The 12,335-nt window shown below is 69.4% G+C and carries 11 protein-coding genes; 8 read left to right on the forward strand and 3 right to left on the reverse strand.

The window, feature by feature from the left end; translation table 11 throughout:
• Window positions 1–69: 69 nt before the first annotated feature.
• The gene (locus NWFMUON74_RS11240) at window positions 70–975 is read left to right on the forward strand and encodes a D-2-hydroxyacid dehydrogenase (protein ID WP_187687754.1); all 906 of its coding nucleotides are present in this window, start codon (window positions 70–72) and stop codon (window positions 973–975) included.
• Window positions 976–1,003: 28 nt separating this feature from the next.
• Window positions 1,004–2,386 (forward strand): amidase, encoded by a 1,383-nt coding sequence (locus NWFMUON74_RS11245; protein WP_197987050.1) that lies wholly within the window; start codon window positions 1,004–1,006, stop codon window positions 2,384–2,386.
• 6 nt (window positions 2,387–2,392) lie between these two features.
• On the opposite strand, the gene NWFMUON74_RS11250 is transcribed toward NWFMUON74_RS11245, so the two are convergent.
• Window positions 2,393–3,055, reverse strand: a complete 663-nt coding sequence (locus NWFMUON74_RS11250) for a metal-dependent transcriptional regulator (protein WP_232111147.1) — start codon at window positions 3,053–3,055, stop codon at window positions 2,393–2,395.
• Between the two features lie 256 nt (window positions 3,056–3,311).
• On the opposite strand from NWFMUON74_RS11250, the gene NWFMUON74_RS11255 reads away from it, so the two are divergent.
• From NWFMUON74_RS11255 to NWFMUON74_RS11270, 4 genes are all read left to right on the forward strand, one after another.
• Entirely contained in the window at window positions 3,312–4,283 is a 972-nt protein-coding gene (locus NWFMUON74_RS11255) for a bifunctional riboflavin kinase/FAD synthetase (RefSeq protein WP_187687756.1), read from the forward strand.
• Between the two features lie 128 nt (window positions 4,284–4,411).
• Complete coding sequence (gene rpsO / locus NWFMUON74_RS11260) at window positions 4,412–4,681, forward strand: 30S ribosomal protein S15 (RefSeq protein ID WP_187687757.1); 270 nt, start codon at window positions 4,412–4,414, stop codon at window positions 4,679–4,681.
• A gap of 339 nt (window positions 4,682–5,020) precedes the next feature.
• The gene (locus NWFMUON74_RS11265; RefSeq protein WP_187687758.1) at window positions 5,021–7,297 is read left to right on the forward strand and encodes a polyribonucleotide nucleotidyltransferase; all 2,277 of its coding nucleotides are present in this window, start codon (window positions 5,021–5,023) and stop codon (window positions 7,295–7,297) included.
• A 109-nt stretch (window positions 7,298–7,406) separates the two neighbouring features.
• Window positions 7,407–8,687 (forward strand): M16 family metallopeptidase, encoded by a 1,281-nt coding sequence (locus NWFMUON74_RS11270; RefSeq protein WP_232111148.1) that lies wholly within the window; start codon window positions 7,407–7,409, stop codon window positions 8,685–8,687.
• Between the two features lie 30 nt (window positions 8,688–8,717).
• Here the strand turns inward: NWFMUON74_RS11270 and NWFMUON74_RS11275 are convergent, their stop codons facing one another.
• Complete coding sequence (locus NWFMUON74_RS11275) at window positions 8,718–9,143, reverse strand: hypothetical protein (RefSeq protein ID WP_187687760.1); 426 nt, start codon at window positions 9,141–9,143, stop codon at window positions 8,718–8,720.
• A complete protein-coding gene (locus tag NWFMUON74_RS11280; RefSeq protein WP_187687761.1) occupies window positions 9,144–9,473 on the reverse strand; it encodes an ArsR/SmtB family transcription factor in 330 nt (109 codons plus the stop codon). It abuts the gene before it with no gap.
• Between the two features lie 92 nt (window positions 9,474–9,565).
• On the opposite strand from NWFMUON74_RS11280, the gene NWFMUON74_RS11285 reads away from it, so the two are divergent.
• Together NWFMUON74_RS11285 and NWFMUON74_RS11290 are read left to right on the forward strand one after the other, a co-directional pair.
• On the forward strand, window positions 9,566–10,786 hold the full coding sequence (locus NWFMUON74_RS11285; RefSeq protein WP_187687762.1) for an MFS transporter: 1,221 nt from the start codon (window positions 9,566–9,568) through the stop codon (window positions 10,784–10,786).
• A gap of 113 nt (window positions 10,787–10,899) precedes the next feature.
• A complete protein-coding gene (locus NWFMUON74_RS11290; protein ID WP_232110963.1) occupies window positions 10,900–12,309 on the forward strand; it encodes a pentapeptide repeat-containing protein in 1,410 nt (469 codons plus the stop codon).
• Window positions 12,310–12,335 lie beyond the last annotated feature (26 nt).

Genomic DNA, 12,335 nt, shown 5'->3' on the forward strand with positions numbered 1-12,335 from the left:
CCTGTCAATGTGGTTGAGGGCCAAATAGTCACCGTTCTTCACGATGGCACCAGGCCCGATGCGGGACTCATGCGTCCGGTGTCCGAGCGGGCCACGGTCCGCTACACCGACTCCGACGGTCTCGCCGGTGCGCTGCATGGTGCCGACGTGTTGTTCGTATACGACTTCACCAGTACAGCCGTCCCCGGGGCCTGGCCGTCGGCGGACCGGCTGCGCTGGGTGCACGTCGGCGCCACGGGGGTCGACTCGGTGATGTTCGACGGGCTGATCGGCAGCGACGTCGTCGTCACCAACACCCGCGGCATCTTCGACGTGCCGATCGCCGAATACGTGCTCGCGCAGATCCTCAACTTCGCCAAGGACCTGCCCGAGTCGTGGCGGCTGCAGCAGCGGCACGACTGGCGTCACCGGGAATCCGAGCGATTGTCCGGCGCCACCGTACTCGTCGTCGGCACCGGGTCCATCGGCCGGGCCATCGCCCGCATGCTGCGCTGCGTCGGCATGGACGTGCGAGGTCTGGGGCGGCGCGCCTACTCCGACGACCCCGACTTCGGCAGCGTCGGCACCGATCTGCACGCCGAACTGCCCGCGGCGGACTACGTCGTCGCCGTCGCGCCGCTCACTCCGCAGACCCGGCACATGTTCGACGCGCGGGCGTTCGCCGCGATGAAGCCGCACGCTCGTTTCATCAACGTCGGTCGTGGGGAACTAGTAGTGACAGACGATCTCGTCGCCGCGCTGCGCAACGGCAGCATCGCGGGCGCGGCGCTCGATGTCGTCGATCCCGAGCCGCTGCCTGTGGGGCACGCGCTGTGGGATCTGCCCAACGTCCAACTCACCCCCCACAACTCCGGTGATGTCCTCGGATGGCGCCGCGACATCGTGACCGCGTTCGCCGAGAACTTCCGGAAGTGGATCGACGGCCGGCCGCTGGAGAATGTGGTCGACAAAAGGCTGGGATACGTCCCCAGCTGAAAGGGAGTCAGCCATGGCCCACCCCGATATCGATATCCCCACCGAGCCGGCCGCGATGACAGCGGTCGAGCTGATCACCGCCTACTCTGCGGGTGCCCTGTCACCGGTGGAGGCGACCGAGGCGGTACTCGGCGCGATCGCCGAGCGCGACGGCGAGCTGAACGCCTTCTGCCTGATCGATGCCGAGCGAGCCCTCATGCAGGCCAAGGAGTCCGAGGCGCGCTGGCACTCCGGGCACGTGCAGGGGTTGCTGGACGGGGTGCCGATCTCGATCAAGGACATCTTCCTCACCGAGGGGTGGCCCACCCGCCGCGGCTCCACCTCCATCGAGCCCGATGTGCCGTGGCCGCTCGACAGTCCGGTCACCGCCCGGCTGCGCGAGGACGGCATGGTGTTCCTGGGCAAGACGACCACCCCGGAACTGGCCTGGAAGGCCACCACCGACAGCCCGCTGACCGGTATCACCCGCAACCCGGCCGACCCGTCGAAGACGTGCGGTGGTTCCTCAGGGGGTAGTGCCGCGGCGGTGGCAGCCGGGATGGGCCCGGTGTCGGTGGGCACCGATGGCGGTGGGAGCGTACGTATTCCGGCGTCGTTCTGCGGCATTGTCGGATTCAAGCCGACGCACGGGCGGATTCCGCTGTACCCGGCCAGCCCGTTCGGGCCGCTGGCGCACGCCGGGCCGATGACCCGCACGGTCGAGGACGCGGCCCTGCTGATGGACATCCTCTCGCTGCCGGACCCGCGCGACCCCACGGCGCTGGCGCCCACGCTGTCGACCTTCCGCGGCGAGCTGCAGCGCGATGTGCGCGGGGCGACGGCCGCCTATTCGGAGACGCTCGGCTACGTCGACGTCGACCCGGAGGTGGCGGCGGTGGTGGGCGAGGCGGTGCGGCAGCTGGAGGCGGCCGGATTGCATGTGACGCAAGCGGATCCGGGCTTCAGCGATCCGCTGGCGGCGTTCGAGGACCTGTGGGCCGCGGGCGCGGCGACGATGCTGTCGAAGTTCTCGGCGGGCAGCCGCGAGCGCGTGGACCCGGGCCTGGGCGAGGTCTGGGATCGGGGCGCGCGGCTGGACGCGGTGGCCTATCTCGACGCCCGCGCGGTGGCGGCCGAGGTCGGCATCGTGATGGGCGCCTTCCACACCGCCTACGACGTGCTGATCACCCCGACCGTGCCGATCCCGGCATTCGAGGCGGGCCACGACGTGCCGCCCGGCAGCGGCCTGCGCAGCTGGCCGCAGTGGACCCCCTTCACCTACCCCTTCAACATGACCCAGCAACCCGCCATCAGCATCCCCGTGGGCACCACGAAGGCGGGCCTGCCGGTCGGCCTCCAGATCGTGGGCCCCCGCCACTCCGACGACCTGGTCCTGGCGCTGGCCCGTTTCGCCGAGGTGGTGCTGGGCTAGCGTGGATCAGTGCGTGAGCCAGATGGCTTCCGCCGCCGGGCTGCCCAGGTCCAGGGTGTGGTCGCCGATGCGGATGGCGATGGTACCGGCGAAGTCGCGGCGCTCCACCACCGTGATCGGGGTGTCCAGGGCGATGCCGACCGAGTCGAAGTAGCGGAGCATGGCCGGGTCGAAGTCGGAAATCCTTGCGACGCGGCCGGATTCGCCGGCCTGGAAGTGGCTGAGCTGGCGGGCGAGCGGGGTGGGCACCGCGCCGTCGGCCGACGGGATCGGATCGCCGTGCGGATCGCGGTCGGGGTGGCCCAGTTTGGCGTCGATGCGGGCCATCAGCGTCTCGGTGACGGCGTGCTCGAGCACCTCGGCCTCGTCGTGCACCTCGTCCCAGCCGTAGCCGAGTTCGTTGACCAGGAACGTCTCCAGCAGGCGGTGCCTGCGCACCATCGCCACGGCCGCCCGGCGGCCCTCCTCGGTGAGGGTGATCGACCCGTACCGGGCGTGCTCGACCAGGCCCTGATCGGCGAGTTTGCGCACGGCCTCCGACACCGTCGACGCCGAGACGCCGATGCGTTCGGCGAGCAGCTTCGTCGACACCTTCTCCTGCGACCATTCCTGCGCGGTCCAGATCACCTTCAGGTAGTCCTGGGCGACGGAGGACAGCACCGGCGCCAGGTTGGCCTCGGCACCGGCCCGGCGATCGGCCGGTTGCGCCACGCCGGCGTGCGATTCCTGTGTCGCGGAGGGATCGGCCAGCTCGCGGCGGGTGGCGATGTCTCGTTTTCCGGGCACGTTTCCGAGCTTAGCCGGGGGAACGACGGGACCGGGGCAGGCAGCGGCCGGGACCGGCCGCGAACGCGCGCGCCACGTCGCTGTGAGCAAGCGCACCGCCGGATGCCGCCCGTGGCCCGGCTTGCGTAGGCTGCCGGGTGTGCAGAGATGGCGAAGTCTCGAGGACATGCCCCCGGACTGGGGCCGATGCGTGCTCACGATCGGAGTGTTCGACGGTGTGCATCGCGGGCACGCCCAGCTGATCAGCCGTGCCGTCAAATCCGCCGCCGTGCGCGGTGTGCCCTCGGTTCTGATGACCTTCGACCCGCACCCGATGGAGGTGGTGCGTCCCGGTTCGCATCCCGCGCAGTTGTCCACGCTGACCCGGCGGGCGGATCTGGTCGAGGAACTCGGTATCGACGTCTTCCTCGTCATGCCGTTCACCCAGGATTTCATGAAGCTGACCCCGGCGCGCTACGTGCACGACCTGCTGGTCGAGAAGCTGCACGTGACGGAGGTCGTGATCGGCGACAACTTCACCTTCGGCAAGAAGGCCGCCGGCACCGTCCAGACGATGCGCGAACTGGGCGGCCGCTTCGGGTTCGAGGTGGACGGGGTGCGGCTGGTCGGCGAGCACGCGGTCACGTTCTCCTCCACCTATATTCGCGCCTGCGTCGACGCCGGGGACATGGCCGCGGCCGCCGACGCGCTGGGCCGCCCGCACCGGGTCGAGGGCGTCGTCGTGCACGGCGACGGGCGCGGCCGCGAACTGGGCTTCCCGACCGCCAACGTGGCGCCACCGATGCACGCGGCGATCCCCGCCGACGGCGTGTACGCGGGCTGGTTCACCGTGCTCAGTCCCGGCAAGACGGTCGGCACCACGCTGCCCGGCAAACGCGCGATGGCCGCCATCTCGGTCGGCACCAACCCGACCTTCTCCGGCCGCACCCGCACCGTCGAGGCCTACGTGCTCGACACCGATGTCGACCTGTACGGCCAGCACGTCGCGGTGGATTTCGTCGACCACGTCCGCGGCCAGAGCAAATTCGGTTCCGTGGCCGACCTGGTCGCCGCGATCGGCCGCGACGTGGACAAGACCCGCGAGATCCTCGCCGCCGCCGACGGGGAGTAAGAGCCGGTTCCTTCCGCCGCCCACCGGTCCGGTAGGCTGGCATGTCGGGTTTGCTGCGGTCCGCGGCGGCGCCCGCCCGGGGGCTTCCCGGTACTTCGAGCGCGGACTGGAACAACAGGAGTGAATTCGTGGCGCTGACCACCGAGCAGAAGAAGGCGATCCTCGCCGACTACGGGGTGCACGAGAAGGACACCGGTTCGCCGGAGGCGCAGATCGCGCTGCTGACCAAGCGCATCTCCGACATCACCGAGCACCTCAAGAAGCACAAGCACGATCACCACACCCGCCACGGTCTGATGCAGCTCATCGGCCGTCGCAAGCGCCTGTCGAAGTACCTGCAGGACAAGGACATCGAGCGCTACCGTGCCCTGATCGAGCGGCTCGGACTGCGTCGCTGAGGGTCGCGACACACGTTCTGCACAGGCAGTTCGCAAGGCAGCCGACGGGGAGGCTTAGAATCTCCCCGTCGGCTTGTCGTGTGTGGGGGCCACTCGGCCACCGGCACGACGACGACACAGCCGTACGCACCCGTCGCGTGGCGTCGGTCTTCGGTAGTGGCTTTTCGGCACGACAGCCCGGAGAGCTTCGATCGATGACCGCCTCCGCGTCGCCGCTTCCAAGGGGAATCGACCGGGTGTGCGCGCACGATGCGCGCCCGAGCCGGGTACGGCTGACGACAGCTGGATCGCGCATACCCTGCGCTGGATCCGGCGAGACGAGAGGTTGAGAAAAGAAATATGTCGGACACTGTGACCAGCTCCGCCGTCGAGGTCGAACCCGGTGTGTTCGAATCGGTGGCCCTGATCGACAACGGCAGCTACGGCACCCGCACCGTCCGGTTCGAGACCGGGCGGCTGGCCAAGCAGGCCGCCGGATCCGTCGTCGCCTATCTCGACGACGAGACCATGCTGCTGTCGGCCACCTCGGCCGGCAAACAGCCCAAGGACCAGTTCGATTTCTTCCCGCTGACGGTCGACGTCGAGGAGCGGATGTATGCCGCGGGCCGCATCCCGGGCTCGTTCTTCCGCCGTGAGGGCCGCCCGTCCACCGACGCGATCCTCACCTGCCGCCTGATCGACCGCCCGCTGCGCCCGTCGTTCGTCGACGGCCTGCGCAACGAGATCCAGGTCGTCGTGACGGTCATGAGCCTGGACCCGAAGGACCTGTACGACGTCGTCGCGATCAACGCGGCCTCGGCGTCCACCCAGATCGCGGGCCTGCCCTTCTCGGGTCCGGTCGGCGGCGTGCGCGTCGCGCTGATCGAGGGGCAGTGGGTCGCCTTCCCGACCGTCGAGCAGCTCGAGGGCGCGGTCTTCGACATGGTCGTGGCCGGCCGTGTGGTCGAGTCCGGCGATGTCGCGATCATGATGGTCGAGGCCGAGGCCACCGAGAACGTGATCAGCCTGGTCGAGGGTGGCGCGCAGGCGCCGACCGAGGCCGTGGTCGCCGAGGGTCTCGAGGCCGCCAAGCCGTTCATCGCCCGCCTGTGCCGGGCGCAGCAGGACCTGGCCCGGCTGGCCGCCAAGCCGACCGAGGACTTCCCGCTGTTCCCGCCCTACGAGCCGGACGTCTACACCGCCGTCGAGGGCACCGCGAAGAACCCGCTCAGCGAGGCGCTGTCCATCGCGGGCAAGCAGGAGCGCGAGGAGAAGATCGACGAGATCAAGCTCTCGGTGCTGTCGAGCCTGGCCGAGGACTTCGCGGGCCGGGAGAAGGAGATCGGCGCGGCGTTCCGCTCGGTCACCAAAAAGCTTGTGCGCCAGCGCATCCTGTCCGACGGCTTCCGTATCGACGGCCGTGGCCTGGCCGACATCCGGGCGCTCTCGGCCGAGGTGGCCGTGGTGCCGCGGGCGCACGGTTCGGCGCTGTTCGAGCGTGGCGAGACCCAGATCCTGGGCGTCACCACCCTCGACATGGTGAAGATGGCGCAGCAGGTCGACTCGCTCGGCCCGGAGACCTCCAAGCGCTACATGCACCACTACAACTTCCCGCCGTATTCGACCGGTGAGACCGGCCGCGTCGGCTCCCCGAAGCGGCGCGAGATCGGCCACGGCGCGCTCGCCGAGCGTGCGCTGGTGCCGGTGCTGCCCTCGCAGGAGGAGTTCCCGTACGCCATCCGGCAGGTGTCGGAGGCGTTGAGCTCCAACGGTTCCACCTCGATGGGTTCGGTCTGCGCCTCGACGCTGGCGCTGCTGAACGCCGGTGTGCCGCTGAAGGCTCCGGTGGCCGGTATCGCGATGGGCCTGGTGTCCGACGCGGTGCGCAACGACCAGGGCGAGGAGGAGACCCGCTACGTCGCGCTGACCGACATCCTCGGCGCCGAGGACGCCTTCGGCGACATGGACTTCAAGGTTGCCGGCACCCGCGAGTTCGTCACCGCGCTGCAGCTGGACACCAAGCTGGACGGCATCCCGTCCAAGGTGCTGGCCGGTGCGCTGAGCCAGGCCCGCGACGCGCGCCTGACCATCCTGGACGTGATGGCCGAGGCCATCGCCACCCCGGACGAGATGAGCCCGTACGCGCCGCGCGTCACCGCGATCAAGATCCCGGTCGACAAGATCGGCGAGGTGATCGGTCCCAAGGGCAAGGTCATCAACCAGATCACCGAGGACACCGGCGCCAACATCTCCATCGAGGACGACGGCACCGTGTTCGTCGGCGCCACCGACGGCCCGTCGGCGCAGGCGGCGATCGATCAGATCAACGCGATCGCCAACCCGCAGATGCCGAAGGTGGGCGAGCGGTTCCTGGGCACGGTCGTCAAGACCACCGCCTTCGGCGCGTTCGTCTCGCTGCTGCCGGGGCGCGACGGCTTGGTGCACATCTCGAAGCTGGGCAACGGCAAGCGGGTCGCGAAGGTCGAGGACGTGGTGAACGTCGGCGACAAGATTCGCGTCGAGATCGCCGACATCGACAACCGAGGCAAGATCTCCCTGGTTCCGGTGGACGAGGAAGAGTCGGCGGACGCGGTCGTCAGCGACAACACTGCTGCGGTCGAGGCCGGTGCCGAGTAATCATTTCGGTGTGACGAAGAAGAAGTCGGCTTCCCCCTTGCTCGTCACCGAGCAGGGGGGTTCTTCGCTCCGACTCGCTCCCACGGACGCCCCGCTCGCCGATACCGGCGTGCGGCGGACCGTGCTGCCCGGCGGGCTGCGCGTGGTGACCGAACATGTGCCGGGCGTGCGGTCGGCCTCCGTCGGGGTCTGGGTCGGCGTGGGATCGCGCGACGAGGGGCCCACGGTGGCCGGCGCCGCGCATTTCCTGGAGCACCTGCTGTTCAAGCAGACCCCGACCCGGTCGGCGCTGGACATCGCGCAGGCCATGGACGCGGTCGGCGGCGAACTGAACGCGTTCACCGCCAAGGAACAGACCTGCTACTACGCGCACGTGCTGGACGAGGACCTGCCGCTGGCGGTGGATCTGGTGTCGGACGTGGTGCTCAACGGGCTGTGCAAGCCCGAAGACGTGGCGGTCGAGCGGCAGGTGGTGCTCGAGGAGATCTCGATGCGCGACGACGACCCGGAGGACATGGTCGGCGACGCGTTCCTCACCGCGCTGTTCGGCGACCACCCGGTGGGACGGCCGGTCATCGGCACGGTCGAATCGATCGAGGGCATGACCGCGGCGCAGTTGCGCGGCTTCCATCTGCGCCGGTACCGGCCGGACCGGATGGTGGTCGCGGTCGCGGGCAATGTGGAGCACGAGCACACGGTCGAGCTGATCCGGCGCGCGTTCGCCGGGCGGCTCGATCCGGCGCGCGAACCGGCGCCCCGGCGCGAGGGCCACTTCCGGCCCCGCACCCCGCCCCAGCTGCACCGGATCTACCGCGACAGCGAGCAGGCGCACCTGGTGTTCGGGGTGCGGGCGTTCGGGCGGCACGAGGGACACAAGCGCTGGCCGCTGTCGGTGCTGAACACGGTGCTCGGCGGCGGGCTCAGTTCGCGGCTGTTCCAGCGCATCCGGGAGGAGCGCGGCCTGGCGTACTCGGTGTACTCCAGCGTGGACACCTTCGCCGACACGGGCGCGTTCTCCGTGTATTTGGGCTGCCAGCCCGAAAACCTGGGTCAGGTGGCGGGTTTGGCGCGCGAGGTGCTGGAGGAGGCCGCCGACACCGGCATCACCGACGCCGAATGCGCCCGCGCGAAGGGCTCGCTGCGCGGCGGTCTGGTGCTCGGACTCGAAGATTCCGGTTCCCGCATGAACCGCATCGGCCGCAGCGAACTCAGCTACGGCAACCACCGCAGCGTGTCGGATACCCTCGCCCGCATCGACGCGGTCACCACCGCCGAGGTCTCGGCCGTGGCCCGCACCCTGCTGTCGCGCCCGTTCGCGGTCTCGGTGGCGGGGCCGTACCGCCGCACCCGCGATCTCCCCTCCGCCGTGCGGAACCTGGTGCGCGGCTGAGGGTTACGGGGTGTCCGGCCACGCGGGCGCTCAGGCAGGGTGACCGTCGGCCGGTGTTCGACCCGGCGTGGTAACGGCGGTCTCGTGCACCGAGCGCCAGCTGTAGAGTTGACCGTCGGTGCGCAGGACCGCGGTGACGCGGCGCTTGGAAGTGATACCGGCGTAATGGTTTTCGGCCGCGAAGCGCACCACGACGAGATTGGTGGCGCGGGCGATCTCGGCGACCTCGGAGATCGCGATCTCCAGGCCGGGCTGGGCGTTGCGGGCCGACCATACCCCGGCCAGCAGCGCGTCGCGGTCGATGGCGTCGCCGGTGGTGACCACCGAGGTGAAGCCGTCGTCGAGAGCGTTGGCGAAGCGGTCGAACACCTTGGGCGGGGCGTCGGAGCCCAGCCATTCAGCGAGGTCGGAGTGCAGATCCACGACCACGTCGGCGAGTTCGGCGAGCGGTGACATCTAGCGCTCGGACTCTGCCCGGTTGGCCGCGCCCACGATCGCGTCGAGCAGGCCGGGCAGTTCCCGCTCCACCTCCTCGGTGCGCAGCCGGGCGTAGGTCTGGCCGTCCTCCACGATCTTCTCGGTGAGACCGGCCTGGCGCAGCGTCTTCAGGTGGTGGGTCGCGGTCGACTTGTTGATCGTGTCGTAGAGCCGGCCGCAACGAACCGCGGTGCCGGCGTTGGCAAGTCGGCGCACCATCTCGAGACGCACCGGATCGTGCAGTGCGTCGAGCACGGTCTGCACCGTCGCGACCGGAAATGCCTCGACGACGCGTCTGGTCTCCGTCATGATCTTCCTCACGGACGGTTTGATGGGAATCGAACGGCGGTTACGGTTGTTGAGTTCGATCGCAATCAAACTTACCTGATGGAGAGGGAGCGATGGCAGCGACTGTGGCTGTTCCTCCGGTCGAGCGGGCGACGCAACCCTGGGCCTACGCATTGATTCTGGTCGCCAGCGGCGTCGCGCTCGGAGTGTCCGGCGCACCCGCGCCGCTGTACGGCCTGTACCAGAAGGAGTGGCATTTCACCCCGTTGACCACAACGATCGTGTTCGCCGTCTACGCGATCGCCGCGCTGGGCGCGGTGCTGGTCTCCGGCAAGATCTCCGACGTGGTGGGCCGCAAGCCGGTGCTGCTGGGCGCCATCGCCACCATGGTCGTCGGGCTTGCGGTGTTCCTGCTGGCCGACAATGTCGCGATGTTGCTGGTGGCGCGAGCGCTGCACGGGATCGCGGTCGGGGCGACGGTGGTGTCCGGTGCGGCTGCGCTGCTGGATCTGCGGCCCCAGCACGGCGCGCGGTCCGGGCAGCTGACCGGTGTGGCGTTCAATGTCGGTATGGCCGTGGCGATTCTGGGTTCGGCCCTGCTGGCGCAGTACGTCCCGCATCCGCTGCGCACGCCGTATGTGGTGATCACCGTGCTCTGCCTGCTGATCGGGGTCGGCGTGGTGGCGATGCGCGAGACCCACACCAAGCGGGTTTCCGGACCGATTCGGATCGCGAGACCGGCTGTGCCGCAGGAGATCCGGGCCGACTTCTGGTTCTCGGCGCTGGGTGTGATGGCGGCCTGGTCGGTGCTGGGCGTGCTGCTGTCGCTGTATCCGTCGCTGGCGGCGGAGCAGACCGGTGTGCACAACCTGGTGTTCGGCGGGGCGGTCGTCGCCTCGACCGCGACCGCGGGTGCGCTGGCGCAGTTGTTCGCGACGCGGATCCCGGCGCGGCGCGCGGCCATCGGCGGTGACACCGGCATGGCTCTGGCCCTGTTGCTGACCATTCCGGCGCTGGCCACGCACAACTGGGCGGTCGTTTTGGTGGCCGGGGTGTTGCTGGGCGGTACTTTCGGGCTCGGGTTCGGCGGCTCGCTGCGGCATCTGTCCAATGTTGTGCCGCAGCACAAGCGGGGGGAGACGATGTCGGCGTACTACCTGCTGGCCTATTCGGCGATGGCGTTGCCGACCATCGTGGCCGGGTGGGCGGCGACGACCTGGGGAATGGGGACGGTGTTCCCCTGGTTCGTGGGTGTGGTCGCGGCGGCGTGCCTGGTGGCGGCGGCAATCGGGCTGCGCGGGAACCGGGCGGCCGCGCGCCGGGCGGTGGCCTGAAACGTTAGGCGGCATAACGGAAATCGTCGCTCACTCTGCGGTGGGCGGCGATTTCCGGCTACCATGCGGCTATGGCTCGGCGGGGGAGATTAGGTCAACGGTTGGTGCGGCGGATGCGGCGTTCGGCTCTGCTGTTGTCGGTGGTGACGGCGGTGCTCGGCGGGCTGGCGATTTCCGGCGCGGCGTGGTGGGCGCTGTGGCTGCTGCTCGGCGCGAAGACGGAGACGCCGAATCAGGTGGACCTCACCAAGATCGCCCTGTCGGTGACGGCCGGCGTCGGCGGCGCGGTGGCATTGGTGGTCGCGTACCGGCGGCAGCGCGACAACGAGCGCGGGCGCTTCGCGGAACTGTTCGGCGCGGCGGCCAAGCAGCTCGGGGATCCGGATGTGGCCGTGCGGATCGCCGGGGTGTACGCCATGGCCGGTGTCGCGGACGAGTTCAGCGCGCGGGGGCGGCGCCAGCAGTGCATCGATGTGCTGTGCGGATATCTGCGATTACCTTACGACCCGCGCGACGGCGCGAATCATCTCGTGTCGCGGAAGGAAACGGCCGCCGGGGCCGACAGTGACACCGGCCCGCAGATCGAGCGGAGTTTCCAGATCCGGCAGAACGACAGCGAGGTACGCCGGACGATCGTCGCGGTGATCGTGGCCCATCTGCGGCCCTCGGCCGAAATACCGTGGTGCGCCTACAATTTCAATTTCGACGACGCCGTGCTGGAAGACGTGGATTTCCGGTACGCGACCTTCGCGGGTAAGCACACTCATTTCCGCGGCGCGTATTTCACCGGCGCGCGGTCGGCGAACTTCGAGAATGTCGAGTTTCGCGGTAAGCATGTCACGTTCCATGGGGCCACCTTCGCCGACACGGTGTCGTTCGCGGGCGCGCGATTCGTCGGCGCCGACCGCGAGGACAACGGAACCGGCCGCGCCGGGGCAAGCTTCTCCCGTGCCACGTTCCGGGCTCGGGTGTCCTTCGAGGGGGCTGAATTCGGTGGTCCGCGCGTTCGGTTCACCGGCGCGACCTTCTCCGGCGAGGAGACCGTTTTCTCCGGCGCCCGATTCGGCTCCGACGCGGTGATTTTCGACGGCGCTACCTTCGATGGAGCGCGCGTCCGGCTCGACGGCGCCATTTTCGACGGGGCGCAGGTCTCGTTCGCGGGCACCCGCTTCTATGCCGCCCGCACCTCCTTCGACGGCGCCCGGCTCGGCGGCAGACCCCGCTGGCGGCGCGCCGGGACCGAGCTGGTCGACTTCCGTCGCGCCGAATTCCACGGCAGCGTATCGTTCGCCGACGCCCGTTTCTCCGGCGCGACCACGGATTTCTCCGGCGGCGACTTCTTCGGTGAGATCTCCTACCGCAGAACAGGTTTCACCGCCCACACCACGCGGTTCGACGAGCCCAAGGCATGGGTGGGCGTCACCGTGGACTGGGACGACGACCTCACCCGACGGCCCACCCACCTCTCACCGCTACCCTGGCCGCCCGTTCCGGCCGACCCGCCGCCGATCCGGACGGATTAGGAACTCCGTGCGATCCGAGGCGGTGT

Origin of the sequence: Nocardia wallacei (assembly GCF_014466955.1) — a bacterium.
Classification (GTDB): Bacteria; Actinomycetota; Actinomycetes; order Mycobacteriales; family Mycobacteriaceae; genus Nocardia; species Nocardia wallacei.